Below are 25,593 nucleotides of genomic sequence, written 5' to 3'. Positions count from 1 at the left end.
TGCTTATTCTCCCTTATACGGCTTCATCGACGAACACGCGCAGGCGCTTGGGCCGCACGATCAGCGTTTCGCCGTCCTTGAGCGCAAGCTGCGCATAGCGCTCGTTTGATATTACTGCCTCGATCAGCTGCCGATTGTCCGCGCGCTCCAGTTCGAGCTGGGCCAGCGGGCCGATCGCATGAGCCCGGCGCAGCACCGCGACGATGCCTTCCGCGTCGGCGGCATAGCGATCGATCTCCAGTTCATGCGGCCGGACAAAGCCAATGCCTGTCGCATCCTCGGCATGCGCATGGTCGGGCGCGGCAAAGGCGATGCCGTCGGTGTCGAGCACACCTTGATGCACCCGGCCGTGGAAGAGATTGACGTTGCCGAGGAAACCGTAAACGAAGGGGCTGGCCGGATGGTTGTAGACCGCATCCGGCGCGCCGATCTGTTCGACCTGCCCTTTATTCATGAGCACGATCTGGTCGGCCACTTCCAGTGCCTCTTCCTGGTCGTGCGTCACGAAGATGCTGGTGACATGCAATTCGTCGTGCAGGCGGCGCAGCCAGCGGCGCAATTCCTTGCGCACCTTGGCATCGAGCGCGCCGAAGGGCTCGTCCAGCAGCAGCACGCGCGGCTCCACCGCCAGGGCGCGTGCGAGGGCGATGCGCTGGCGCTGGCCGCCCGACAGTTGCGGCGGATAGCGGTCGGCCAGCCAGTCGAGCTGCACCAGTTCCAGCAGCTGCATCACCTTCTGCCGGATCTGCGCTTCCGGCGGACGCACATTGCGCGGCTTGACGCGCAGCCCGAAGGCGATGTTCTCGAACACCGTCATGTGCTTGAACAGCGCATAGTGCTGGAATACGAAACCGACCTGGCGCTCGCGCACATGATGGCCGGAGGCATCCTCGCCGTCGAGGAAGACCTGGCCCGAATCCGGCTGTTCCAGGCCGGCGATGATGCGCAGCAGCGTGGTCTTGCCGCAGCCGGATGGGCCGAGCAGCGCGGTCAGTTCACCCGGAGGAAAGTTGAGCGAAACGTCATTGAGGGCGATGAAATTGCCGAAACGCTTGTTGATATTCCTGACTTCGATACCCATGATCATTCCTGCCCTTCATGCAGAGGTTTCAAGTTGCTGTCATGCGCCCGCCATTCGACGAAGGTCTTCAGCGCCAGCGTGACCAGTGCCAGCAAGGCAAGCAGGGACGCGACGGCGAAGGCGGCGGCAAAGTTGTATTCGTTGTAGAGGATCTCGACCTGCAGCGGCATGGTGTTGGTCTCGCCACGGATATGGCCGGACACCACCGACACCGCGCCGAACTCGCCCATGGCACGCGCATTGCACAGGATGACGCCGTACAACAGGCCCCACTTGATGTTGGGCAGCGTCACATGCCAGAAGGTGCGCCAGCCGGAAGCGCCGAGCACCAGCGCCGCCTCTTCTTCCTCGGTGCCCTGCGATTGCATCAGCGGAATGAGTTCGCGCGCCACGAAGGGAAAGGTGACGAAGATGGTGGCCAGCACGATGCCCGGCACGGCGAACAGAATCTTGATGTCATGCTCGCGCAGCCAGGGGCCGAACCAGCCCTGGGCGCCGAACAGCAGCACATAGATCAGGCCGGAGATCACCGGCGACACCGAGAACGGCAGGTCGATCAGCGTCAGCAGGATGTTCTTGCCGCGGAAATCGAACTTGGCGATGCACCATGCGGCGGCCACGCCGAAAACCAGGTTCAGCGGCACGGCGATGGCTGCCGTGATCAGGGTCAGGCGGATCGCCGCCAAGGCGTCCGGTTCGACGATGGCGGAAAGATAGGCATCCCAGCCCTTGCGCAGGGCTTCGACGAAGACGGCGGCCAGCGGCACGAACAGGAACAGCGTCAGGAAAATCAACGCGATGCCGATCAGCGCGGCGCGTACCCAGATTGGCTCGACGGTGGCCGCAGGCGCATAGAGCGGCGCGGTGCGCGATGCGTTCGCGGGCGAAGCGGATAAAGTGGAAACGGCGGCGCCGGCCATGTCAGATCCTTTCCGCCTGACCGCGCTTGCGGGTCCAGGCTTGCAGCAGATTGATCGTCAGGAGCATCGTGAACGACAGCAGCAGCATGACCATTGCGATGGCGGTTGCGCCGGCATAGTCGTATTGCTCTAGCTTGGTGATGATGAACAGCGGCGTGATCTCGGAAATCATCGGCATGTTGCCGGCAATGAAGATCACCGAACCGTATTCGCCGGTGGCACGGGCGAACGCCAGTGCGAAGCCGGTCAGCAGGGCCGGCAGGATGGTCGGGAGGATCACCTTGGCGAAAGTCTGCAGCCGGTTGGCGCCGAGGCTGGCCGCGGCCTCCTCCAGTTCGCGCTCGGCCTCCTCCAGCACCGGTTGCACGGTGCGCACGACAAAGGGCAGCCCGATGAAGGTCAGCGCAACGACGACGCCCAGCGGCGTGAACGCCACCTTGATGCCGAGCGGTTCCAGATGCCGGCCGATCCAGCCGTTGCCGGAATACAGCGCGGTCAGCGCGATGCCGGCCACGGCGGTCGGCAAGGCGAAAGGCAGATCGACCAGCGCATCGATGATCTTCTTGCCGGGAAAGCGGTAGCGCACCAGCACCCAGGCGACGATGCCGCCGAAGAAGACATTCAGCGTGGCGCCGATGAGCGAGGCGCCGAAAGTCAGTTGGTAGGAAGCGACGACCCGGTCCGAAGTGACCGCGGCAACGAAGCCCTCCCAGGTCATGGTGAAGGTTTTGAGAAATACCGCCGACAGCGGTATCAGGACGATCAGCGCAAGGTAAAACAAGGTGAAACCAAGCGATAACCGGAACCCCGGTATCACCTTCCCGCCGCCGCTCTTACTTATAGTTTGTTGTATAGCAACAGCCATGACTCCCTCTTATTACAAATTCGACTATGCAGGTCGAATAATTGCATTGGAGGGTTATAAAGAGAACGACTATTTCCGCATGTGGTTATTCTGGGAACGCATATAAACAACAAGCTGTTTCGTATCCTTGTTTCCTTGAACAGGTATTTTGCGCGGAAGATGGCGCTTGGGTGCTCAACTTTGGTGCTCAACCATAAGCAGCGGTTGGCAGGAAACGGGGTGGCGGGACGACATGAGCAATGCCGGTTGGCCGGCATTGCGCATGTTCGCGGAAGACAGCTACCTGTGAAGCATAAGCGAAGGATGCATGAAGCCAGGGTTGCGGCATCCTGCGAACCGGGCGCCGGACAACCCGGCGGTGCGCACGCAGCAAGCGAAACACATCCGGGCCGCCGCCCTGAAAGTCACCACTTCATCTCGCCCTTTGCCACCTTGGAACCGATGTCCAGAGCGATCCCCAGGCCAGCCTGCGGATAGGCTTTCTTCATTGTCTCGATGAGTTCGGCGGCATTCTTCGCCCTGGCGGTTTCGGCTTCGAAACGCTGGAGATAGTCGCGGGTATGGGAAATGCTGCTCACGTCGAGCGCGGTGCCGGCGGCCATGTGGCCCGGCACTACCACCGCGGGCTTCAGCGACTCGATTTCATCAAGCTGGGCCAGCCAGGCCTTGCGCTCGCTGGCCTTTTGCGTATCGGCAGTCCAGACATGCAGGTTGCCGAATACGGCGATATTTCCGGCGACAGCCTTGATCGAGGGGATCCATACATACGGACGATGCGCCAGTTCGCCGCCGGTGCCACGCACTTCGATTGTTTCGCCATCCACCGTCAGCGACGTGCCCTTGAGTTCCTCCGGCACGATCGGTTTTTGCGGTGCGTTCACGCCCATCTTCGGTCCCCAGAAAGCCAGCTTCCCGGCGAGCTTGGCCTGGATCTTTTCGCGCACCGCCGGCGTCGCGACCACCTGGGCTTGCGGAAAGAACGTCTTCAGCGTTTCGGCGCCGAAGTAATAATCCGGATCGGCATTGCTGATGAAAATGGTCTTGAGCGTCTTTCCGCTGTCGAGCACGTTGGCTGCGATGCGCAGGGCATCGGCACGGGTAAAGCCGCTGTCGATGACCAGCGCCTCGGTCTTGCCGCTGACGACGACGGCATTGACATGGAAACTGCCCGCATCGGCGTTATGCACCTTGAGCGTCAGCGGGGCGACGACCTGCGCCGACGCGTTTCCGGAAACGAGGATGCCGAGTGTCAGCATGGGAAAGGCAAGGCGCGCAAATCTGGCAAGTGAAAACATGAGGATCTCCCTGGTTGGAATGTTTGAATGGAGCCCGTACTGTATTTCACGCAAATAAGTAGTTAAACTGCCATTTCCGAAAATAACTATTGCACGATTCGATGGAATGAACCGCCAATGGACCGATTAAGCGCCGCGCGCGTATTTATCGAGGTTGCCGAACGCGGCAGCCTCACGCAGGCGGCGGAACGGCTGGAAATGTCGCCGGCCATGGTCAGCCGCTACCTGGCTGCGATGGAAGCATGGCTGGGTACGCGTCTCCTGCACCGCACCACGAGGCGCATCAGCCTGACGGATGCCGGTCAGGCGGCGCTCTCCTCAAGCCGGCAGCTGCTGGACCTGGCGGAGGAGATGCAGCATCTGTCCGGCAAGCGCAGCCGCGAGCCGGAAGGCAAGCTGCGCATTGCCACCTCCGCCTCGTTCGCCGAAGCGCAGCTGACCACGGCCATTGTCGACTTCCAGCGCCTGCACGATCGCGTACAAGTCGATTTGATGGTGGCCGACCGGCCGGTGGATCTGGTGGAAGACCGCATCGATCTCGCCATCCGCATCACGAACTCGCTCGACCCGACCGTCGTCGCGCGGCCGCTGGCGCAATGCCGCTCGGTGCTGTGCGCGGCGCCGGAGTATCTCGCCAGGCATGGCCGCCCGGCGGATATCGAGGAATTGAAGTCGCACCGCTTCATCGCGCATACCTTCGGCACCGGAACGAATTATCGTTTCCAGCATGGTGATGACAATGTCGAACTGTCGGTGGCCGGCACCCTGTTCACCAATGAAACCGCGATCCTGCGTCGCGCGGTATTGGCCGGCGCCGGCGTGGGCATGCTGCCCACATACTATGCGGGAGACGATCTGCGTCGCGGCGCCCTGGTGCGGCTCCTGCCCGAGTATGAACCGGCGGCGCTGGGAATCCATGCGATATACCTGTCGCGCCGCCATCAGCTGCTGTCGCTGCAGCTGTTGCTCGAGTTTCTCGCGCAGCGATTCGGCGGCGACACCGCGCCATGGGACAAGAATTTGCCCGAATGACCGGCATGACCGATGAAAGAGGAAAGCGTGGCGCACTCATCTCCAGTCACCTCAGTTACTCTCACTCATCCAAGAGCGGAATTGCGCACACTCGCCTCTTCCTGCTGCCGCCTCACCACCGCCTGCAAGCGCGGTACCGCATCCGCCAGCACGGCCTTCGGCAAGTCCCACAGGAAGCCCTGTACATGCAGTAACAGTCCAGTGCGCGATGCGATGCGCTGCAGGGCCTCGCGCGATTCTCCGGTTTCCACCCGCTTGAAGATGACGCGCACGCCGCGCTCCTCGCAGCGCGAGAGCAATTGCACGACCGGAATGTCCTGCGGCAACTGGCGCACATCGAGCTTGATGACTTCCGGGCGCAGACGGTCGAGCAGGCTGAATGCGTCATAGGCATCCGCAGCATTCACAGCGATGCGGAAACCGTTGCGTCGATAATTGTCCGCCACATAATTCAGCAGCCAGCTCTGGTGTTCGACGATCGCCGGCAACTGCAGCACTATCCTTTCCCTGGGCAGGTCGAGCACCTTGAGCACCCGGTTGAATGCCGTCCCGTGATTGCCCTCGACGGCGGCCAGCAGGCGGGCATGTACGCTGAGATAGAGGTCATGGGTTTCGGATTCCGGTTGACGGAAGAAATTGATGGCGTGGAGCATGCGGCACAATCGGTCAAGCTCGACCGACTCGTCGTCGTTGGCCGCATGGTCGAGCAGCTTCCACAGGCAGAGGCCCTGGTCGGACTCGGAATAGCTGCGTGCAAATCCTTCGTAGCCAATCACCGTGTCCGAATCGAGAAGGCGTATCGGCTGGAAGGCGCTGGTCAGCTTGGAGTTGAAGTAACGCCCTTGTGCCCGGCCTTCATTGTCCAGCCAGACCTGCGTATCAGCTTGGGTATTGCTGTGGAGACGTGACAAATACTGTTCCAGTCCGTGGCAAGGCATGAGGGATTCCTTTGCTGTGCAGGTTTGACGTGAAGCAGCCGGCGGGGCACGCGTGCGCATGTCGGCCAGTCTTTACAGCTGTCTTTACAACCGTCGTTACAGCTTGGCGATCGATACTTCGGTCGCCTTGACCAGCGCGACCACTTCGACGCCGGGCGCCAGGCCGAGATCCTGTACCGATCGGGTTGTGATCACGGAAGTGACGATGCCGGCCGGTGTTTCGACATCGACTTCGGATACCACCGGCCCGTCGATGATGGCCTTGACCTTGCCGCGGAACTGGTTGCGTACATTGATTGCCTGGATGCTCATGATTTCTCCTTATGGTGAGCGTTGATGAAAAGATGATGGGTTTGCATTCATGAGCCGCGAGGCAAGCATTCGCCTCTGGACCATTCAAATTGCCCAGTCCACCTGACTGACGGTCTTGTGCAAGGACACATCGCCCAATGCGCCGTCGGGCCGCGAAGCCGGATGCTTCAGCACGCGCGACAGGATGAATTCCTCGAGTTGCGAAAAGGCGGCATGGCCACGTGCGCGAGGACGCGGCAGCGTGATGCGTTCATCCAGGGTGATGCGGCCATCCTCGATGAGCACCACCCGGTCGGCCAGTGCGATAGCCTCCTGCACGTCATGCGTCACCAGCACCGCGGTAAAGCCGCGCTGCTGCCAAAGCGACTCGATCAGCTGCTGCATCTCGATGCGGGTCAGCGCATCGAGCGCGCCCAGCGGTTCATCGAGCAGCAGCAGTTCCGGGTCGTGCACCAGCGCACGCGCCAGGGCAACCCGCTGACGCTGTCCGCCGGAGAGCACCGCCGGCCACTCGCGTCCGCGTTCCCCGAGGCCGACCTTCCGCAATGCCTGCTCTGCCTTGGGGAGTCCTTCCGGCAGGCCGAGCGCAACGTTGTCGCGCACGCGCTTCCAGGGGAGCAGCCGCGAATCCTGGAACATGATGCGCGTTTCGGCCCTGCCGCCCCTGCTGTTTTTGCTGCTGGTGCCATCAATGCCGCCGAAACGGATCTCGCCGCCATCCGCCGTTTCCAGGCCGGCCACCAGGCGCAGCAGCGTACTCTTGCCGCAGCCGCTGCGTCCGACCACGGCGACAAACTCGCCCGGCTCGATGTGAAGCTCGACTGCCTTGAGCACGTCGCGTCCGCCGTAAGACTTCCATACGCCCTGAACGATGACGCTCACGCCTATCCTGCCTGCCTCGCCGGCCGTCGCCTGCACGCGGCGGTTTTCGATTGTGTCGCTGATCATGATGTTCCGATTCCTGTGACGATGTTGTTCAATAGGCATTACTGATAGCCCGGATGCCAGCGCAGCGTGTAGCGCTCAACCGCACGCGCCAGCACGTCGGCCAGCTTGCCCAGCAGTGCGTACAGCAGGATGCCGACCAGCACGACATCGGTCTGCAGGAACTCGCGGGCATTCATCGTCATGTAGCCGATGCCGGATTGCGCCGAGATGGTTTCGGAGACGATCAGCAGCACCCACACCAGGCCCAGCGAAAAGCGCACGCCGACCAGGATGGAAGGAAGCGCTCCCGGAAGAATGACATCGCGGTACAGGTCCCAGCCGGACAGGCCGTAGCTGCGCGCCATCTCGATCAGGCCCTTGTCGACCGAACGGATACCGTGAAAGGTATTAAGATAGACCGGAAAGAACACCCCGATCGATACCAGGAACAGTTTCGCGGTTTCGTCGATGCCGAACCACAGGATCACCAGCGGAATCAGCGCCAGCGCAGGAATGTTGCGGATCATCTGTATCGTTGTGTCGAGCAGGGTTTCCGCCTGCCTGAAGGTGCCGGTCAGAAGACCGAGCAGCAGGCCGAGTCCGCCGCCCACCGCGAAGGCGGACAGGGCGCGCCATGCACTGGTTTTCACATGCAGCCAGAGTTCGCCGGACGCGGTCAGCGTCCACGCCGATTTGAGCACGGCGACCGGTTCGGGAAGGATGCGGCTGGACAGCCAGCCGAACTGCGCCGCGATCTGCCATATCGCCACCAGCGCAAACGGCACGATCCATGGCGCCAGTTTGCCCAGGCCGATGCGGAGCCAGGCGGGTTTGCTTCGCGCCTTTGCCGGGGGGGTCAGCGCTTCGAAATCTGCTATGGTGACATGCATGATGTTCTTCCTTGCGACTATGTTTGTTTCAATGCCGGCCGCCGCTCAACTCGAGAAAACAAGAAGGGAGCGCAGGTGCCAATGGCGCCAAGCATTCCTGCGAACCCTTGCCACCTGCCCCGCTACCCGCTGTCCTTCTGCGGAAAACGGATGGACGGCATGGGTCAGGACAACGCGGCTTCGCCACGCGACTCAGCTCTGCGACACCTTCGGCAGGATGTCGCTGGCAACCATCTCGCCAAACGGACCGGTCAGCGAACCTTCCCGCTGCGCCGCCCGCGACTTGCCGATCAGCGGGAAAACCAGCTCGGCGAATCGATACGACTCTTCCAGGTGCGGATAGCCCGACAGAATGAAGGTTTCGATTCCCAGGTCCGCATACTCCTTGATGCGCGCGGCAACGGTTTCCGGATCACCGACCAATGCCGTACCGGCCCCGCCGCGCACCAGGCCGACGCCGGCCCACAGGTTGGGCGACACTTCCAGCTTGTCGCGGCGGCCGCCGTGCAGCGCCGCCATGCGCTGCTGGCCGACCGAATCCATCCTGGCGAACGCGGCCTGCGCTTTGGCGATCACATCGTCGTCGAGATGGCTGATCAATTCTTCGGCCGCCTTCCATGCGGCTTCATTCGTTTCACGCACGATGACATGCAGGCGGATGCCGAAACGCACCGTGCGCCCATGTCTGGCGGCGCGGGCCCGGATGTCGGCAAGTTTTTCCGCCACCGCGGCGGGCGGCTCGCCCCAGGTGAGATAGACATCGACCTGTTCGGCCGCAAGCTCGTGCGCGGCTTCCGAGGAGCCGCCGAAGTACAGTGGCGGATAGGGCTTCTGCACTGGCGGGAACAAGGTTTTCGCGCCCCTGACCTTGATGTGCTTGCCGTCGTAGTCGAAGCCGCCCGGGCCGCCCTCGCCCGACAAAGCCGACCGCCAGACCCGCAGGAACTCGGACGAAATTTCATAGCGCGTCTCATGGTCGGCGAACAAGCCATCCGCTTCCAGCTCGCCCTGATCGCCGCCGGTCACGACATTGACCAGCAGGCGTCCGTTGGACAGGCGGTCGAAAGTGGCGGCGGTGCGCACGGCCAGTCCCGGCGTGCTCAGTCCGGGACGGATCGCCACCAGGAACTTGAGGTTGTTGGTGGCGCCGATCAGGCTGGAAGCCACCACCCATGGGTCTTCGCAGGAACGGCCCGTGGGAATGAGCACGCCGTCGTAACCGTTGGTGTCGGCGGCCACGGCAATCTGCTTCAGATAATCGTAATTGACTGCGCGCGCGCCGCGCGTGGTGCCCAGATAGCGGCTGTCGCCATGCGTGGGAAGAAACCAGAAAATATCAAGGCTCATGCTGTGTTCCTTTTCTGTTTAAGCTTGGGATCGTGTCGCGGCATCAAAGCTTTGCCGCCGGCGCCGCATCGCTGACGTTGATCTTTTTCGGAATGAGTTTCAGATCGGCGAACACATCCGCGATCTTTTGCTGCTCGGCGAGCACCGCCTCGCCGACCGGCGCGACGCCATAGCTGTAACGGTTTGCGGCCAGTTCGACCACATCGGCCGGCAGCCCGACCTGGGACGACAGGATGGACGCCACTTCCTTCAGGTTCTTGCTGCTCCATTCATCCACCTTGACCAGTTCGTCGAGCACGATGCGGATGATGTCGGTGTTCTTTTCCGCGTAAGGACGCGCAGCGAGGAAGAACTGGTGATTCGACACCAGGCCCCTGCCGTCGGCGAGGATGCGCGCTCCCAGCTGCTTCTCCGCGGCCGCGAGGAAGGGATCCCAGATCACCCAGGCATCCACGCTGCCGCGCTCGAACGCGGCACGGGCGTCGGACGGCGGCAGGAATACCACCTGGATATCCTTGTACTCGAGGCCGGCCTTCTCCAGCGCCTTGACCAGCAGGTAATGCACGTTCGAACCCTTGTTGAGCGCCACCTTCTTGCCCTTCAGGTCGGCGACGGCCTTCAATGTCGACGTCTTCGGCACCACTATCGCTTCCGACAGCGGCGCCGGAGGCTCGTTGGCGACATACACCAGGTTGGCGCCGGCGGCCTGGGCAAAGATCGGCGGCGCTTCGCCTACAGTGCCGAAATCGATGCTGCCCACGTTCAGGCCTTCGAGCAGCACCGGGCCGGCCGGAAACTCGGTCCATTTGACATCGACGCCATGCGCCGCGAGACGCTTCTCCAGCGTGCCGCGCGCCTTGAGAACGGTCAAGGTGCCGTACTTCTGAAAGCCGATGCGCAAGGTCGATCTGTTCTGTGCCAGGGACCAGCCTGGCAATCCGGAGGTCATCGCACCGACGGCGGCGGAAAGCAGGCCGAGCGTGCGGCGCTTGGCAAGGCGTTTGTCATTCGCATTCATTGGTGATCCTTTCTTGTTCGCCATGTTCCTGGTGTTGTTGGCGTTGTGGATGTTCTTAGAATTTTTCGGGCAAAGAAGTCCCCGCCGCCCTCTCGGGCGGTGATTGCCGGCTGTGACAGCCTTGAAGGAAAAGGGATAGTCAGGCGGGCATCGGACGCGACGCGTCAGACGCTACATCGCACCTGGGCGAAAGGTATTGGAGTGAAGTCAATGGAAGAGAAGTCATCCGCCCTGCGCAAGGCTTGCAGATTGGCGGAAAGGTGTTCGACACCCTCTGCGACGCGCTGCACAATCGCGGCGTCGATTGCCAGCCCCTTTTCCGCATCCCAGACGATCTGCGCCTCGGTCGCATAAATGCTGGGCAGTACATGCTTCGCCCCGAGCGCCGATAGCACCGGCCGCAGCGCATAGTCGAGCGCCAGCATGTGGGACTGGCTGCCGCCGGTCGCCAGCGGCAGCACCAGCTTGCCGGCCAGTCCATCCTGCGGCAGCAAGTCCAGAAAGGCCTTGAGGACACCGCTGTACGCCGCCTTGTAGACCGGCGTGGACACCACGACGGCTTCGGCGTCCCGCACCTGCCGCTGCGCCAGCTGGATATCGGCATCGGCAAAATCGGCCTGGAGCAAAGCCCGCGCCGGCAAGTCGAGCACATGCAACTTGCCGTAGCGATGGCCGAGCGAGGCCAGCCTGTCGCCGACATGATGCAGAAGGCGCGTCGAGCGGGACGTCAGCGACGGACTGCCGGCTAACAGGAGAATGCTCATGTTGGTTCCTGGTCAGGTTTGGCGTTGATTACTTGCGGCCGGGCTGGTAGATCTGGTCGAAGGAACCGCCGTCGGCGAAGTGCGCCTTTTGCGCCTTGGCCCAGCCGCCGAAGACCTCATCGATCGTGAACAGCTTCACCTTGGGGAACTGTGCTTCATACTTCTTTCCGACCTTGTCGGAGATAGGGCGATAGTAATTCTGCGCCGCGATTTCCTGTCCGGCGTCGGTGTACAGGAATTGCAGATAAGCTTCTGCCGCCTTGCGGGTGCCGCGCTTGTCGACCACCTTGTCAACGACCGCTACCGGCGGCTCGGCGAGAATGCTCTGCTGCGGCGCGACGACTTCGAACTTGTCCGGACCGAGTTCCTTGATGGCGAGGATGGCTTCGTTTTCCCATGCGATCAGCACGTCGCCGATACCGCGCTCGACAAAGGTCGTGGTCGCACCGCGCGCGCCGGAATCGAGCACCGGCACGTTCTTGAACAGGCGGCCGACGAATTCTCTAGCGGCCGCATCGCTGCCGTTGGGCTGCTTCAGCGCATAGCCCCATGCGGCGAGGTAATTCCAGCGCGCGCCGCCGGACGTCTTCGGATTCGGCGTGATGACGGAGACGCCGGGCTTTACAAGATCGGCCCAGTCCTTGATGCCCTTGGGATTGCCCTTGCGAACGAGGAAGACAATGGTCGATGTGTACGGCGAGCTGTTATGCGGGAGACGCTTCTGCCAGTCTTTGGCAAGCAGGCCCTTGTCGGCGATTTCATCAATGTCGTAAGCCAGTGCAAGCGTGACGATGTCGGCGTCGAGGCCATCGATCACCGAACGCGCCTGCTTGCCGGAACCGCCATGGGACTGCTTGATGGTGACATTGTCACCGCTCTTCGCCTTCCATTGCTTGGCGAACTCCTTGTTGACGTCCTGGTACAGTTCCCGGGTCGGATCGTAGGAAACGTTGAGGATATTGACATCCGCCGCCCAGGCCGCCGGAGCGGCGAGCGCGAGTGCGAGAATGGAAGGTATCAGTTTCTTGAGCAGCATTTCTTGTCTCCCTGGACATGGTTCGGTTGCAATGTCGACAGGTTAGAGAAACGCTTATGGGATGAGAACGAATAGTTTTGCGGGTGTTTATGCGGTTTTCGAATAAGTCGTCGGCGTGAATGCAGCTATTGCTGCGAAGGACATGAGATCCGGCGGTGTCCCTTTCGACGGTGTCGTCGAGGTCGTCAATTGGCCTGCGAACGCATACCAATTGACGGGTGAAGACTTGTACCGCGAGCTTTTCAGGTGCCAGGGCGGGCAATACGTTGCCAGTGGTTCGTGGTCTTGTATAGCGCAATGTCTGCTTTGTTGATCGCCTCGGCCAAGACCTGGCTCCTGGACCCTTCGTCATAGGTAATTGCTTCCCGCATCCCATTGCGGAAACGTGCCAGCGTGCCGTCACTGTCGACCAGCACGATACTCGGCGGATTTTCGCCAAGCTGGCTAAACGCGGACAATTCATCCTCACCGAGGTAGATTCCAGGGATGCGCACCATCTGGGCTAGAACACTGCTGGGCACTGAATGTCTGCCACGCATCAATTCCACGACGACGCCTGCGGTTTGCGGAGTCTGGGACAGTGCGGATGCAATAAGATGCGCGTTGTAATTCTGCTGCCCATCCGTGTCTATCCGCCGCCCTACAGCATCTGCAATATCCATGCGCATTTGCCGGACACCTGCTTCGTCATTCGCTCCCAGGGCGTACAGCATACAGTCACCGCCGCCTTGATTGTCAATGAGCCTAAGGCCCATTTTCGACAATTCAATGGGTGAAATCGGCAAGCGTGCAGAAGTAGGCGCCGGCGCGACGTACTGCATGTTCAGCGCCGTCATATCCGCGAACGGTGCCGCCGATGTGGCAATTGCCTCGTCCCCCAGCTTAGGGAGAGTGCCGCCGATGTTATTCCACTGCATGCTGTCATCGCGAGCAACTGCCTCGATACCGGTTCGGAATGCGCTGAACAGTTCGGCGTCAAGCTGGATCGGCGCCGCCTCATCTTTCTGTTCCGCGTCTTCCATTCCAAACAGCTTGCGTAACGCCCTACCGAAATCGTTGTCTTCATCCGAGGTGGTCTTATCCTGCACCGGAGAGGTCTCTTTTTTCGCACCAGGCCAGCCGACGAGGGAGGCGAGAGGCATTGATGGTTCAGCGTCGAGGTTCGTTATCTCCGCATGTTGAGCCAGAAGCCGTTGAATGCATCGTGTCAGCACCTCGATTTCGGCCGCCTGCATTGCATTCTGGTAGGCGATGGCAGCTTCGTTAAATGCCGTTAGAGCGCCATCTTCCGGATTTCCTTTATCCGGCAAGGCCTTGCTCTGGGTTTTGTAATAGGCTTCCCTCAATCCCTTGTTCTTGTTATTTTCCTCTTTTAACAACTCCGCGTATCCATACTCGGGATCATTCTTGATGCTTTCCGTTAAGGGAGAGTATTGCAACAGGAACGTGATAAGTTCCTCTGAACTCTGGATGCGTTGTCGCGCCTTGCTCTCGATCCTGCTCAGATTTTTTAAGGTGAGCCAGCCGGATACCGTATTTTCAAAATGCATCCCTGATACGGCATCCTGCAGTCCCAGAATGGGACCCAGTGCTATTTCCACTGCAAAATGGTATTCGACTTCGATTCCTTTTGGGACGGAAGAGTCTACGACTGCCTGAATGGCAAGATAAAGCGACTCCTTCCGGAACTCTTGGTGGGCAAGGTTCAGTAACGCGGCAGGAGTATCCAATCCTTCTTCCCTTCTGTCGACCATTTCAACCACGACGGCATTCCAGAGGTTCCGGAATATCTGGCGTGCGTTATTGGTGCAGTGCGTCTGGGCAAGATGCGCGACTTGAGCGAACCTTGCAAGGAATTCCTCGTCATAATTAATCAGTGCATGGCACATTTTCATGACTTGTTCGAGAATACGCGGTTGAGCGTAGGGGTGTTTATATTCCGCCAATTCTTTGATCCGATTAAAACAAGCCAATATGTAAATAACGTCCCGCTCGCTGCCTGCTTCGAGTTTGGCGACAAGTTTTTCCCAGTCGATAATGATTTCATGTTTCCCATTTCCTCGCGCTCGTTCAGCGAATTGCGCTTGATACTGGAACAGTAAGCTTATGAGTTCCCGCGTGGCGGGGCTTGCGCCTTCAGGTACTGGTGCCGTTACTGGGGCCGTTACTGGGGCCGTTACTGGGGCCGTTACTGGGGCCGTTACTGGGGCCGTTACTGGGGCCGTTGCCGGTGTGTTCTGCCTAACTTCACTTGCCGTCGTAGGTGAGGTTCTACGCAGTCTTAACCCGACTGGCGCGACAAGTCGATCATGCAGTTGCATTGACAGGCGCCCAAACCTGTTCGATCGGTCATCGACCTTGTTGAATGTCGCCGGATCGATGTTACGGTCAGTAAAGAATCGGTCGCGCGTATATTGTCTGGTTTCCTGCAATCCGGACATGTTGCTTCGCAGCGCTCTATACGAGCTAGTGAGATTTTCTTTATTAAGCTCGCTTACATCGCCCCAGTTCTCTCGTAAATTGAGCAGTTGGCGTTTCAGCATATATAGCGCCGTGCCCTGAACCTGCTTATCAATATCCATCCAGCTGACCCAACTGAGGTAAGCGAGGGTCAGTGTCACCGGAATTGCTATGAACGGACCTGTTGCCGCAAAACCAGCACCAGCAGCCAAAGCCAGCATGCCTGTCGTGCCTGCCCCCGCAGATGCACTTATAGTAATCGGGACCTTCACTTCCTTGGGAAGAAGCATATGCCTCATTGAACGCTTTGCGTATTGAGTACTGAGGAAGGTAATATAGTCCATCAGGTGGGCTGTTATTTCAGCCGCTCCGTCAGGAGGAAGATGCTTAAGCGCCTTTTCAAGCGTCAGGACGCCACGGCGCTGAGCGTTTCGCTCGACAATATCATGATGTTCAAGATGCGGCAGCAGCAAGACCAGTCTTTTTAGAAGTTCGATGTGGTCGCGCCCAGTCTTTGTCACCGTTAATGGAAATGCCTTGATAAAGGTTTCCAGAGCCATCTTCTGCGTAGAACACCGCGTACTCTTGTATGCATTTTCGAATTCAGGCAACTGTGTCTTTATATTGCGTACGAATTCGAGTCGGCCTAGACGGTTGGTACTTAGAAATGAAACTGCTTGGCGCAAAATTTTTTTTCGAATCGATGTGGTGGAGTTAGCACTAGGGCGCACCTCGGGAGGGATCAGATCAATGCAGTCATTGGCAAATGCGTTGCTTAACTGTTTACGCTGAGTCTTGCTTGCATTTATCGGGCAACGACAAAATTTCGCCAGAGCCATTTCGAGGGAAGCATCAGGCAAGGATATCCGTGGCGCGAAAAATGAACTGTCCAGCAGCTCATTGAGCAGCACTGTTACCGTCCTCTGTGCGCTTTCCGTATTCCGCGCGCCTGCAATTCTTTTATCAAGGTTAAGGATGTTGCCGTGACCTAACGCACTCGCATGCCGATGATTCCTGTGACTCAACGAAAATTCATCCATTCGGAATTTCCGCGAAAAGGCGAAGCGTGATTTTGCTGCATTTGTGCCGGCGGCTGCAGCCGGTATTTCCCTGCTATCAGTAGCCGCATTTGGCGGCGGAGGCGTAGCAGCGGTGGACTGATTGGGCTCCACTTCATGTTGCGGAGAGCGGAATACAGACCCAAGACGAACAATATCGACCATGTGTTGCAATTGATGAGTTAAACGTGCAGCCTGTGTGGCGCGAAGCGTGTCAAAGTTCCATTTCTTTTTGTGGCAGCGTGATGGTGGTATTCAGGGGGAGTGTCATCAGGTGAATCTGGTAACTGTAGCGGGCAGATAATCTGCCTCGACGAAGCTGCGAACAGTCTTGTGATGGCAAGTGGCGAGGTGAGAGCTATAGTCAGATCTGGTGTGCCGGGTGAGCTCTAAAGGTGGGGAGGAAGGCGGTGGAAATTTTGTTGGAAAATTTGATTGTCGAGATCAAAGCCACCCAACAGAGGAAGCTCCACCTTGCAGAAGGATAAGCAAGAGTCGCAAAACGGTCTACCGGAAATCGGCCTGGGTCTGTACGAACTTTTGCTCCGCGGCGCCCGGCGAGTGATTCAGCAGGCGATCGAGGCGGAACAGGCCGAACTATTGGCACAGTATGCGAACGTGAAGACGCTCAGTGGCCGGCAAGCGTTGGTGCGCAATGGCTACCTGCCCGAACACGATATCGTCTCTGCCGCCGAACCGGTAACGGTCAAGGTAGCCAAGATGCGCGACCGTGCCAGCACCGGTGTGAATTTCAAGTCGTCAGTGATACCGCCTTATGTCAGGAAGCCGCCCCGTGTGTCAGCAGCTCTGTTCTGGCTGTACCTGAAAGGTATCTTAACCGTCCACATGGGCGATGCCCTGTCGGTGCTGCTGAGCGGGGATGGCAAAGGCTTGTCGGCGAATGTCGTGCACGGCTGAAGGTCCAATGGGCCGACGAATGGAAACAATGGAACAAGCGCGACCTGTCGGCTTGCCGCTGGGTCTGATGGCGGGTTGATGGCATCCATACCGGGGCCAGGAGTAAAGGCCATGACGGCCAGAGCCTGTTAGTGAATATCGGTGTCACGCCGGACAGGAAGAAGGAACAGGTGGTCATTGCTGACGGATTGCAAGAATCAAAGATATCCCGGACCGAGGCGCTGCGGGACCTAAAGGCAGTGGCTGACAGAGCAGTCCACGACTGGCGATCGGTGATGGTGCGATGGGCTTCTGGGCGGCGCAAGAAGAGGTGTTTCCATTAATGACGGCCCAGCGTTGTTGATTCCCCAAGCTGGGCGACGTGTTGAATGCGCTGCCGGCGACATTGCAGTCCAAAGCCAAGGCTCGATTGCCGCGGATCTTTATGGCTGAAACCTAGGCCGATGCCATCTGCATTCGGGCAGTTCGTCAGTACCTATGGCGCGAATTACCCGAAGGCCGTGGAGAAGCTCACTCAGGACAAGGTCAGTCCTGCCTGCCGATCCTGGACAGATTGGTGCCGGCACTGCGTTGTGACTCCTTGTTCCAGTAGCAATCTGCCTCAACCTCGACTAGGCCGGTCAAGGCGAAATCGCTCTAGCTCAATTAAAAAGCAAAAGCCCCGAAAACGGGGCTTTTGGGACACCTTATTAAGCTAATTATCGGCAGCTAGCAGGCATATACTTTACCGGTGTACCAGTACATGCCCAAGAAATTTGTTGGCCTGCAGTAGTTGGCATTGTAGGAGTCATAGTAATGACAGCACCTCCAGCTGTTGCTGTCATCGTAACTGTCACGATTCCGGTACCAGTAGCGCAGGCAGCAGAAGCAAGATTTGTAGTGGCCGCCGGGGCTGTGAAGCCAGCACACAGAGCAGTTGTAGCCGGATCAGTCTGATAGTTTTCAGCAACAAGGTTTTTGATTGAAGAGGCCATTGTCAGACCTTCTGTTACCCGGCTTCGAATTGTATAGTCCTGATAAGCCGGCAACGCCACGGCCGCCAAAATACCAATGATCGCCACAACGATCATCAATTCGATCAGGGTGAAACCCTTCTGTACGTTTGCCTTCATCTGTGCCGGTTTGAACTGTTGCAGTTTCATGAGATTCTCCCTTGGTTGATCAATTTGGCGGTCTTTACCGCGCTGATTACCTATTAGCATCTTGCGTGCCAGTAATGAAATTTGAGAAATTTCTTTGATTTTTCACAATGCCTGTGTTTTGATGCTGCCATCTGCCGATTTTGCCGGTCAAAAAAGTCTGCCAACTTGCATGGCATGAACTGCTCCCTGCCAAACTCACCAGGATATTAGATGTTCGCTATCAGCCTTAACGCAGTGATTGCATTAACAGACCAAAGCGAGCGGACGCTGCGCCGGCGCATCGCCGATGGCAGCCTTCCGCGCGTGGCGGATGAAGGCGGCTCATCCTATAAAACCATGATCCCGTTCGAAGCGATCCGGTCGCAGCTGGTTGTGCCATTGGCAAGCGATGAAATTCACCTCGTCAGGGAAGCGGATGCCGGCAACGCCAGCGCCCAGAACGACCTTGCCCTCCTCTTGCTCTCACATCAAAAGCCGCAGGGCGCGCTCTACTGGCTGGAGCTGGCCGCCAAGCAGGAGTGCCCGGAGGCGATGCATTGGCTGGCCCGGTGTTATCTGGAAGGCAACGGCGTCACGCAGGACGAGAATCTCGGATTGATGTGGCTGGCGAGGTCGGCGGCACGCGGCCATCGGATTTCGCAGCAACAGGTGCAGGCGATGCGGGAGTGCTTCGTACGTCACCATTAAGGGCTCCATACTATTTTGCGGATAGATCCGTTGCCCGCGTCCTGGCATATCCATAGACGAACACCTTCGTTCCATCAGCCGCGCACCTTCGCTCTGCTCTCCTGTCAAGAATGCCAGCACCTGCGGCCACACCGGTGTGCCGTCACCGGCACCTTCCCTCTCATGACGGAATGGAACATCCGGAAGGCAGTATCGTCGACTTGGCAGTTTCGGCATCAAGGTCAGCAGACTACGCCTGCACCATGAACTGGGGCGAGCAGAACAGCGAGGTCGATGCGCATTCGCAGCTGGCCCTGACCATCGATTGCGCGGTCAACCTGGTCGATACGGCGGAGATATACATTCCCTGGCGCTAAACGCCAGGATTTGGTCAAGATCGAAGCTACTCACGTCGCCCCTACGCCGATGCCCTGAGCGTATGGATGATGCATGCTGCTCCGGATGCTGCAGGGATTGCATCAGCGAACCGGATCGACTATTTGCATACTGGAGCGGATTGCATGCAAGTGGATGGAAGAATCGGGTTGCCTTGGGGTGGACGGCAAGGGCGGAGGAACGCCATGTGGCGCACCACACCAGCGTCGAACAACACACCTGAGCCCTCAACGCAGATCGAGCGGACCGAACATTCGCCTTCAATGCGCTTTAAATACCAGTGCAGGCCGCGCGCATCGCGCGGGACCGCATTGGAATTTTTCAGGAAGCGGCTTGCGCGATCTCAGCCGCTGGCGAGGCTGCAACGGCACGCGGGCTTTTGCGGATAGCTGGCCACAAGCCGCTTGGAGAACAGAATGCCTTCCGCGCCATAGGAAGTCTTGGCGGTAGCTCCCTCGATGTAGCCGTTGCGCGCATAGAAGCAGCGCGCGGTCAGAGTACTGTTGACCTGCAGGCTCGCCAGGCCCGAGTTCCTGGCCTGGGATTCGAGCGCCTGCAGCATTGCCTTGCCAACGCCGAGGAAGCGCATCTCCGGACTGACATAGAAGAGCACGATCCTTCCCTGCCTTGTCATGACCGCCACGCCGGCCGTCATGCCATCGGCGACAGCGACGATGGAGTGATTGGCAGGTGCCCCGAACCAGCACCGGACGTTGTCGGGAGTCTTGTTGCCCAGCCAGGCGGCGAGCACGGCGGCATCACGCTGATGATCATCTTCGCAACATTCCGAGATCGAGCGCCGAAGCACTTCGCATGCATCCTTTGCATCATCGGGCACCGCTGTTCTGATCGTTATCGTCATCTCTGTTGCCACTCACCGTCACTCGTCAAAACTATAGTGCCTTTTGGCCGTCCCTGTCACCGGCAAAACAGCTACGTGTTGTATGGGTACGATTGTCGCAATGGCATTCGCTCCCCATCCGGCAAGGCCGCATACTATGCGAACTTGGGCCGGCAGGCAATGTCGCGGATCAATAGCCAAGCTGCCTTACAGGTTGATCGCCATGATCCGTCATCCACCGAACCGCGATACCGATTCAGCCATCGCGACCTGATCAGTCCGGTACCGGAAACTTCCTTGCAACGCGTTCAACCGCTCCATACCGGACAGTTTGCGCGAACCCGTGAGGCGTCATGCTCATTAGCGCGTTTTCACCCTGACCTTCCTGCCGGTCCCGGACGGATTGGCATTGACACTGCGTTGTAACTCCTTGCCATGGCCTGGCCATGTCGCATCGTCATGCCGTCTTCCAGCGGCACTTTGCCTCGGCCCCGACCAGACCGGTCAGGGCGAAAACGCTCTAGCTTGCAATCAGAATCCACCTTTATTCGCTGCATTCGCAAATCTTCGGAATCAAGAGTTCCAGCTCTTGTAGCGTGATTGGCCGAGAGTACAGATATCCCTGCCCTTCATCGCAATGCATCGCTCGAAGCGCGTCTGACAGGCCTTCTGTTTCAATACCCTCGGCCACTACCGATAGATCCAGGGAATGGGCCATTTGAATAAATGCCTTCACCACTCGCTCGCTATTGTTTCCATACGTCGCCGGCTGCACAAATGATCTATCCAGCTTCAGGGTATTCAAGGGAAATCGCCCCAGGTAGGCAAGACCTGAGTATCCGGTTCCAAAGTCATCGACGGCTAACGACACTCCGAGCTTTTTCAACTCATTGAATACATCAATTGAAACCTCCATGTTTTCAATCAGTGCGGTTTCGGTCAGCTCAAGTTCAAGCAGGGACGCTGACAAATCCGCCTTTTCCAAGGCGCGAGCCACATGCTCAACCAACGCACGCGTCGTGACCTGGCGCGCTGACAAGTTGACGGAGACCCGTAACGGGCAGTCGAGCTTTTTCATCAGTTGGCTGCTTTCCTGACAGGCTGTCTCCAGAACCCATTGACCAATGGCTTCGATAAATCCTCGCTCTTCAGCCATCGGAATGAAGTCGAGCGGCGAAATTTGCCCGAGCTGCGGATGATTCCAGCGAATGAGGGCCTCCATTCCGGATATCTTCATTGTCTTCAAATTTATCCGAGGCTGGTATAGCAACGCGAACTCGTTTCGTTCGAGGGCTCGATGCAGCGAGCTTTCCAGCGTCATTCGCACACGGGCTTGTTCGCTCATCTCCGGCTCGAAAAAGCGATATCGGTTACGGCCATTTGCCTTTGCACTATACATTGCCGCGTCAGCGTTTCGAAACAGCACTTCTTTCGTGGCGCCGTCCTGCGGGTACATGGCAATGCCAATCGATGCACGGACGAAGACCTCCTGCTTGCAAATTTCAATTGGTTCTTTAAGGGCCGCAAAGATGTTTTCCGCAATGCGAGTGGCGGAGTGCGGCCCTTTGGAGCACCGGGCTACGATGACAAACTCGTCGCCGCCAAGCCGCGCGACTATATCGGTAGGCCGGATCCTGCTTTCCAACCTCCTCGCCACTTCACACAGCAACTCATCCCCGGGAGCGTGCCCCAGCGAGTCATTGATTTCCTTGAAGCGGTCGAGATCGATAAACATTACCGCAATAGGCTCTTGCTGGCCGTCAGTCTCCAAGCATTGCTGAAGTCGTTCATTCAGTAACACCCTATTCGGCAATCCTGTCAGGGTGTCGTGGGTTGCCAATTGCTCCAACCGGCTTTCGGCCTGCTTGCGAATCGAGATATCAGTGATAAATGAAGTCAGGGTGAGCGCGTTACCATCAACATCGCGCTTGATATTGGCATTGACAAGAATATGAGCATCCGTTCCGTCTTTACGCTTGAGAACAGCCTCCTTTGCATGGACCGCATTGACGCCATTCTTTTTCAGCACTGCGCCGCCAAATGGACAGGCCGTCATGAGCAAGGACATGTTCTTGCCGATTAATTCGTCTTCCGAGTAACCCGCGATTTCGCAAAGTGAAGGATTCACATCGAGAATATTGGCGGCAGAATCGGTTAAGAGGTATCCCGCTGGCGTCATTTCAATAACGTCCCGCAAGCGCTGTTCACTTTCACGGATCGTTTCCTCGCTCAAGCGCCGAGACGTCACATCATGGAAGTATACCGAAAGGCCGTCTTCACTCGGGAACGCACGAACTTCGACCCACGCTTTCGCAGGAGCCCAAAACTCTTCGAAGAAAGCGGGAAGCCCTGTCTCCATCGCATTCCGGTAATGGACCAATATCGGCGAATTCAGTACTTCGGGAATTGCTTCCCAAATCAATTTGCCAAGCATGTCGCCAGATTCGATGCCGACGAACCTCGCGGTCTTTTCATTCACGTAGCTAATCCGCCAATCGTGGCTCAATGCATAGAAGGCGTCGCCTATGCTGTCAAGCATGGTAAGCAAGGTGTGCCTTGATTTGGCAGCCTCGTTTCTTGCGATGACCATTTCTGTCACATCCCGTGCGGTGACATAGAGGATGTTCTGGGCGGTTGACCACTGCCCGGCCCAGGAAAAGTAAACGATGCTGCCATCCTTGCGCACCCAGCAATTTTCAAAGTTCAAGATAGGTGTGCCATCCAGCAGTTGCTTCTCGATGTTTTGGGTACGTTCATGTTCGCCGGGTGCCAGAAATTCCTGATACCGACGGCCCGTTATCTCTTCCGCCGTATAGCCGAGCACCTTTTCAACGGCATTGTTGATGCGAAGAATGCGTCCGTCCCACGCAATCATCACCATCAGGTCCAGAGAGTTTTCGATAAGCGCGGTATTCGCAGCGGCCAGCTGACCAAGTCTGGTGTTGGCCTCAATCTCGGCGGTCACATCCCGTCCAGTACCGCGGTAGCCCTGGAACACACCATCTTGAAATACCGGCTGCCCCGTTATCCTGACATGACAGATGTCGGATAACTTCTCCGCGCGAGCCGTATAGGTTATATCCTTGAACGGTTCACGGGCGTTAGTCTTTTCGACATATTCGCGGATTCCCGGATCGTCCTGGTAAACCGACCGGTCAAACCGTGTCTGCCCGATGAGAGAGCTTGCTGGAAGACCGTACAACTGTTCGATAGCGACCGAAATTGAAGTGAAGCGACCTTCCGAATCAGTCTCCCAGTACCAGTCCGACGACATTTCAGTAAGACTGCGAAACCGTTCCTCGCTTTTACGAAGTTTTTCCCGGGCTTCTCGCTCGATAGTGACATCGCGCGAGACAGCCACGACTCCGGTATTTTCGCCAGTCAGCAAAGACTTGATAACCCTGAGTTTCGTGCCGAGCCAATAGTACTGCCCGCTCTTTGCCCGAATACGGAATTCGATGAGTTCGCTTGGACTGCAATACTCGATCTGCTTGCGCACTTCTTTCTGGATGACCTGCGCATCCTCGACTGACATCAGTGCGTACACGCTCATCTTCTCAAGTTCGGCAGGCTCGTATCCCAGTAGACGCGTGATTGAAGGGGACGCATATCGAAACAAGCCTGTATTCGCTTCATGATGGCTGATCAGGTCGGAGCTATTCTCGGTAAGCAGGCGGTGCGAGGCTTCGCTCTTGGCTAACTTTTCCAGGGTCTCATGCTGTTTCGTGACTTCGACAATCGTTCCTACGTATCCCAGGAAAGCGCCGGAATCCGAATTCCTTGGAACGGCGGAGCCCATCATCCATCGAATGGAATTATCGCTGCGGATGATCCGGTATTCGAATTGATAACTCCTTCGCTCCTTCTTTGCCTTGCCATAGTGGGGACGAAGGCCGGCAAGATCATCTGGATGCATGAAGACCGCCCAATCCGCCACACTGAGGTTGACTTTGCCGTCGACAGGAAATCCCGAATCGGTATTCAAAAAGATGCAGTCATCATTGTGGTCTGTCATCCAGACTATCAGCGATGCGGAATCGGCAAGGCGGCGCAACATTGATTGCTCATATGAAGGACTTGATGGCATGGATGCGCGTTGATATCGGCAGCAAAAGCTACCGGGACATCAATATAGTTGCAATAAAGAAATAAGAATAACCGCTTATGCAGCAGCTTTCTATAGACGTATTTGCAACTTTCTTCATGCCACTCGAAACCAAGGAGTTTCGTACAGATAGCGGTACAAATTCCGGTTTCAACAGGACTGCCGCTGTCTTCTGTCATCTTGCATACAGAGTTTGAACCGCTTGAGGTTCCACAAACCGGCGGAGCGCCAAGGTGATTTGATGTTTACTACGCCGACCACTCGCGCAAGAGCGACAGTTCCAAGGAGACGATCATGCCCAAGTTTCTCATCGAACGTGAATTGCCCAATGCGGGAAAACTTACCGAGCAGGAACTGCAGAGTATTTCGGCCAAATCTTGTGAAGTGCTAAGCCACCTCGGCCCCGGGATTCAGTGGCAAGAAAGCTTTGTCACCGATAACAAGATTTATTGCGTATACATTGCCCCAAATGAAGAATTGATTCGGCGGCACGCGGAGCAAGGCGGATTCCCGATCAACTCCGTTGCTGCAGTTCGCAGGGTCATCGACCCCACTACTGCTCAAGTCTAAAAACGGTTTATCCCTGCAGCAGGGAACCATAGACATTCGAGCGACTCTGCCAAGCTTGTCTCCTCTCCTCCGCACGGAGGAAATTGCCCGTACCCATGTCGGTACGGGCCTTTTTGCCTGCTTGCTTGTGATTCCTTGCCATGGCTTGGCCATGTCGCGTCGCCACGCCTTGTTCCAGCAAGCAGTCTGCCTCGGCCAGCCCGTGCCCGTGTATTTCTGCTGACGGGCGTCTCTACGCAAAACCGAACCGCTCACGACGCTTGTCGAGCGCAAGCCAGGCTGAACTGGAAAGGGCATAGTAAAAAGCCCACACCTGATAAAGATGTGGGCTTTTGTCTGTCTCCTCCACCTCTCTCTGGAAATGGATTTTTTTGAACCGCTGGATCACTTTGCCCCAAGTTTTTTCGACGCTCTATTGGGGAAAACACGTATCACCCACGCATGCCTTTTTTGTTCTCCGCTCGAGATATCGATGCAGTTGCGGGCATTGCCGATTGAAACCCTATCTTGCTGCGGTAAGCAGCATTCATGTTCTCTGGAGTCAACTGCAGCGGCGCATGCAAAGCTTTGCCTCCGAAGAGCGATTGCGCCACAGGACGGATGAAAGTCTCGAATGCCTTGAAGAGCTCAAGGGTGTCGGCATCCGAACTGTCGATGTTTTTCAGTTCTGAAAGTGTATTGAGAGCCTCACGCGAAATTGTGCATTCTCTGTCTTTCGCATCGATGTTGATTGTGAAAATAACGCTGTCTTCAGCCGGACGCGAGGGGGTGGTGTTATCCATGCGTTTCTCCTTGCTGTTACAGGTGGACCGGAGCCAGATCGAACTCTTTCAGTCTACTCTCATCCTAGACCATCTACAGTATGTATATATGAAGTGCAACAAGAGGATACAAAATTACCCAGGGCAACACGCTCTTGCCCTTTGCTTACAAGACTGATGAATTCGAATCACTCGTTGAAGAAGTATTCAGGTTTTCCATTTTTCCTGTGCTCAATCCTCGACCCTGTTGA

The 25,593-nt window shown here is 57.6% G+C and carries 20 protein-coding genes and 1 pseudogene; 4 read left to right on the top strand and 17 right to left on the bottom strand.

Annotated features, from left to right (window positions below; genetic code table 11):
- Positions 1 to 13: 13 nt before the first annotated feature.
- The 4 genes from FH061_RS17945 to FH061_RS17930 all read right to left on the bottom strand — a co-directional run bounded on the left by FH061_RS17945 (position 14) and on the right by FH061_RS17930 (position 4,161).
- Positions 14 to 1,081 (bottom strand): sulfate/molybdate ABC transporter ATP-binding protein, encoded by a 1,068-nt coding sequence (locus FH061_RS17945; RefSeq protein WP_151637208.1) that lies wholly within the window; start codon positions 1,079 to 1,081, stop codon positions 14 to 16.
- 2 nt (positions 1,082 to 1,083) lie between these two features.
- Positions 1,084 to 2,001, bottom strand: coding sequence for a sulfate ABC transporter permease subunit CysW (gene cysW, locus FH061_RS17940; protein ID WP_151637207.1), 918 nt, complete (start codon positions 1,999 to 2,001; stop codon positions 1,084 to 1,086).
- Between the two features lies 1 nt (position 2,002).
- Positions 2,003 to 2,866, bottom strand: coding sequence for a sulfate ABC transporter permease subunit CysT (cysT, locus tag FH061_RS17935; protein WP_151637206.1), 864 nt, complete (start codon positions 2,864 to 2,866; stop codon positions 2,003 to 2,005).
- 404 nt (positions 2,867 to 3,270) lie between these two features.
- On the bottom strand, positions 3,271 to 4,161 hold the full coding sequence (locus FH061_RS17930) for an MBL fold metallo-hydrolase (protein ID WP_151637205.1): 891 nt from the start codon (positions 4,159 to 4,161) through the stop codon (positions 3,271 to 3,273).
- Positions 4,162 to 4,278: 117 nt separating this feature from the next.
- On the opposite strand from FH061_RS17930, the gene FH061_RS17925 reads away from it, so the two are divergent.
- On the top strand, positions 4,279 to 5,193 hold the full coding sequence (locus FH061_RS17925) for a LysR family transcriptional regulator (RefSeq protein WP_151637204.1): 915 nt from the start codon (positions 4,279 to 4,281) through the stop codon (positions 5,191 to 5,193).
- A gap of 65 nt (positions 5,194 to 5,258) precedes the next feature.
- Here FH061_RS17925 and FH061_RS17920 read toward each other — a convergent pair whose 3' ends face one another.
- From FH061_RS17920 to FH061_RS17880, 9 genes are all read right to left on the bottom strand, one after another.
- The gene (locus FH061_RS17920) at positions 5,259 to 6,131 is read right to left on the bottom strand and encodes an EAL domain-containing protein (RefSeq protein WP_151637203.1); all 873 of its coding nucleotides are present in this window, start codon (positions 6,129 to 6,131) and stop codon (positions 5,259 to 5,261) included.
- A 96-nt stretch (positions 6,132 to 6,227) separates the two neighbouring features.
- The gene (locus FH061_RS17915; RefSeq protein WP_151637202.1) at positions 6,228 to 6,443 is read right to left on the bottom strand and encodes a TOBE domain-containing protein; all 216 of its coding nucleotides are present in this window, start codon (positions 6,441 to 6,443) and stop codon (positions 6,228 to 6,230) included.
- An 84-nt stretch (positions 6,444 to 6,527) separates the two neighbouring features.
- Positions 6,528 to 7,391 (bottom strand): ATP-binding cassette domain-containing protein, encoded by an 864-nt coding sequence (locus tag FH061_RS17910; protein WP_151637201.1) that lies wholly within the window; start codon positions 7,389 to 7,391, stop codon positions 6,528 to 6,530.
- 38 nt (positions 7,392 to 7,429) lie between these two features.
- Entirely contained in the window at positions 7,430 to 8,260 is an 831-nt protein-coding gene (ssuC, locus tag FH061_RS17905) for an aliphatic sulfonate ABC transporter permease SsuC (RefSeq protein WP_151637200.1), read from the bottom strand.
- 192 nt (positions 8,261 to 8,452) lie between these two features.
- Complete coding sequence (ssuD, locus tag FH061_RS17900) at positions 8,453 to 9,607, bottom strand: FMNH2-dependent alkanesulfonate monooxygenase (RefSeq protein WP_151637199.1); 1,155 nt, start codon at positions 9,605 to 9,607, stop codon at positions 8,453 to 8,455.
- 43 nt (positions 9,608 to 9,650) lie between these two features.
- Complete coding sequence (locus FH061_RS17895; RefSeq protein ID WP_151637198.1) at positions 9,651 to 10,625, bottom strand: sulfonate ABC transporter substrate-binding protein; 975 nt, start codon at positions 10,623 to 10,625, stop codon at positions 9,651 to 9,653.
- Positions 10,626 to 10,789: 164 nt separating this feature from the next.
- Positions 10,790 to 11,389, bottom strand: a complete 600-nt coding sequence (gene ssuE / locus FH061_RS17890; protein WP_151637197.1) for an NADPH-dependent FMN reductase — start codon at positions 11,387 to 11,389, stop codon at positions 10,790 to 10,792.
- Between the two features lie 28 nt (positions 11,390 to 11,417).
- Positions 11,418 to 12,425, bottom strand: a complete 1,008-nt coding sequence (locus FH061_RS17885; RefSeq protein ID WP_151637196.1) for a sulfate ABC transporter substrate-binding protein — start codon at positions 12,423 to 12,425, stop codon at positions 11,418 to 11,420.
- 242 nt (positions 12,426 to 12,667) lie between these two features.
- Positions 12,668 to 16,108 carry an NEL-type E3 ubiquitin ligase domain-containing protein gene (locus FH061_RS17880; RefSeq protein ID WP_151637195.1) on the bottom strand — a complete coding sequence of 1,147 codons (3,441 nt, stop codon included), beginning with the start codon at positions 16,106 to 16,108 and terminating at the stop codon, positions 12,668 to 12,670.
- A gap of 309 nt (positions 16,109 to 16,417) precedes the next feature.
- On the opposite strand from FH061_RS17880, the pseudogene FH061_RS31045 reads away from it, so the two are divergent.
- Positions 16,418 to 17,391, top strand: a pseudogene (locus tag FH061_RS31045) (transposase); the annotation flags it as partial.
- Positions 17,392 to 17,559: 168 nt separating this feature from the next.
- Here the strand turns inward: FH061_RS31045 and FH061_RS17870 are convergent.
- On the bottom strand, positions 17,560 to 18,003 hold the full coding sequence (locus FH061_RS17870) for a pilin (protein WP_318841027.1): 444 nt from the start codon (positions 18,001 to 18,003) through the stop codon (positions 17,560 to 17,562).
- A gap of 210 nt (positions 18,004 to 18,213) precedes the next feature.
- Between FH061_RS17870 and FH061_RS17865 the strand changes: the two genes are divergently transcribed.
- Positions 18,214 to 18,690, top strand: coding sequence for a tetratricopeptide repeat protein (locus tag FH061_RS17865; RefSeq protein ID WP_151637193.1), 477 nt, complete (start codon positions 18,214 to 18,216; stop codon positions 18,688 to 18,690).
- Positions 18,691 to 19,408: 718 nt separating this feature from the next.
- Here FH061_RS17865 and FH061_RS17860 read toward each other — a convergent pair.
- Together FH061_RS17860 and FH061_RS17855 are read right to left on the bottom strand one after the other, a co-directional pair.
- Complete coding sequence (locus FH061_RS17860) at positions 19,409 to 19,927, bottom strand: GNAT family N-acetyltransferase (RefSeq protein ID WP_151637192.1); 519 nt, start codon at positions 19,925 to 19,927, stop codon at positions 19,409 to 19,411.
- Between the two features lie 523 nt (positions 19,928 to 20,450).
- A complete protein-coding gene (locus tag FH061_RS17855) occupies positions 20,451 to 23,963 on the bottom strand; it encodes a PAS domain S-box protein (RefSeq protein WP_192805121.1) in 3,513 nt (1,170 codons plus the stop codon).
- Between the two features lie 342 nt (positions 23,964 to 24,305).
- Here FH061_RS17855 and FH061_RS17850 point away from each other — a divergent pair, with 342 nt between their 5' ends.
- Positions 24,306 to 24,581 (top strand): DUF4242 domain-containing protein, encoded by a 276-nt coding sequence (locus tag FH061_RS17850; RefSeq protein ID WP_151637190.1) that lies wholly within the window; start codon positions 24,306 to 24,308, stop codon positions 24,579 to 24,581.
- A gap of 431 nt (positions 24,582 to 25,012) precedes the next feature.
- On the opposite strand, the gene FH061_RS17845 is transcribed toward FH061_RS17850, so the two are convergent.
- Positions 25,013 to 25,363, bottom strand: a complete 351-nt coding sequence (locus FH061_RS17845) for a DUF1488 family protein (RefSeq protein ID WP_151637189.1) — start codon at positions 25,361 to 25,363, stop codon at positions 25,013 to 25,015.
- Positions 25,364 to 25,593 lie beyond the last annotated feature (230 nt).

The sequence above is a fragment of the Noviherbaspirillum aerium genome (assembly GCF_008929045.1).
Lineage (GTDB): Bacteria > Pseudomonadota > Gammaproteobacteria > Burkholderiales > Burkholderiaceae_D > Noviherbaspirillum > Noviherbaspirillum aerium.
Note: the sequence above shows the minus strand (reverse complement) of the source record. Positions and strands in the feature narration are given on the sequence as shown.

Excerpts from the sequence above, each read along its gene's own strand:
- FH061_RS17945 (WP_151637208.1), bottom strand. The coding sequence starts at position 1,081 with ATGGGTATCGAAGTCAGGAATATCAACAAGCGTTTCGGCAATTTCATC.
- cysW (WP_151637207.1), bottom strand. The coding sequence starts at position 2,001 with ATGGCCGGCGCCGCCGTTTCCACTTTATCCGCTTCGCCCGCGAACGCA.
- cysT (WP_151637206.1), bottom strand. The coding sequence starts at position 2,866 with ATGGCTGTTGCTATACAACAAACTATAAGTAAGAGCGGCGGCGGGAAG.
- FH061_RS17930 (WP_151637205.1), bottom strand. The coding sequence starts at position 4,161 with ATGTTTTCACTTGCCAGATTTGCGCGCCTTGCCTTTCCCATGCTGACA.
- FH061_RS17925 (WP_151637204.1), top strand. The coding sequence starts at position 4,279 with ATGGACCGATTAAGCGCCGCGCGCGTATTTATCGAGGTTGCCGAACGC.
- FH061_RS17920 (WP_151637203.1), bottom strand. The coding sequence starts at position 6,131 with ATGCCTTGCCACGGACTGGAACAGTATTTGTCACGTCTCCACAGCAAT.
- FH061_RS17915 (WP_151637202.1), bottom strand. The coding sequence starts at position 6,443 with ATGAGCATCCAGGCAATCAATGTACGCAACCAGTTCCGCGGCAAGGTC.
- FH061_RS17910 (WP_151637201.1), bottom strand. The coding sequence starts at position 7,391 with ATGATCAGCGACACAATCGAAAACCGCCGCGTGCAGGCGACGGCCGGC.
- ssuC (WP_151637200.1), bottom strand. The coding sequence starts at position 8,260 with ATGCATGTCACCATAGCAGATTTCGAAGCGCTGACCCCCCCGGCAAAG.
- ssuD (WP_151637199.1), bottom strand. The coding sequence starts at position 9,607 with ATGAGCCTTGATATTTTCTGGTTTCTTCCCACGCATGGCGACAGCCGC.
- FH061_RS17895 (WP_151637198.1), bottom strand. The coding sequence starts at position 10,625 with ATGAATGCGAATGACAAACGCCTTGCCAAGCGCCGCACGCTCGGCCTG.
- ssuE (WP_151637197.1), bottom strand. The coding sequence starts at position 11,389 with ATGAGCATTCTCCTGTTAGCCGGCAGTCCGTCGCTGACGTCCCGCTCG.
- FH061_RS17885 (WP_151637196.1), bottom strand. The coding sequence starts at position 12,425 with ATGCTGCTCAAGAAACTGATACCTTCCATTCTCGCACTCGCGCTCGCC.
- FH061_RS17880 (WP_151637195.1), bottom strand. The coding sequence starts at position 16,108 with ATGGTCGATATTGTTCGTCTTGGGTCTGTATTCCGCTCTCCGCAACAT.
- FH061_RS17870 (WP_318841027.1), bottom strand. The coding sequence starts at position 18,003 with ATGAAACTGCAACAGTTCAAACCGGCACAGATGAAGGCAAACGTACAG.
- FH061_RS17865 (WP_151637193.1), top strand. The coding sequence starts at position 18,214 with ATGTTCGCTATCAGCCTTAACGCAGTGATTGCATTAACAGACCAAAGC.
- FH061_RS17860 (WP_151637192.1), bottom strand. The coding sequence starts at position 19,927 with ATGACGATAACGATCAGAACAGCGGTGCCCGATGATGCAAAGGATGCA.
- FH061_RS17855 (WP_192805121.1), bottom strand. The coding sequence starts at position 23,963 with ATGTTGCGCCGCCTTGCCGATTCCGCATCGCTGATAGTCTGGATGACA.
- FH061_RS17850 (WP_151637190.1), top strand. The coding sequence starts at position 24,306 with ATGCCCAAGTTTCTCATCGAACGTGAATTGCCCAATGCGGGAAAACTT.
- FH061_RS17845 (WP_151637189.1), bottom strand. The coding sequence starts at position 25,363 with ATGGATAACACCACCCCCTCGCGTCCGGCTGAAGACAGCGTTATTTTC.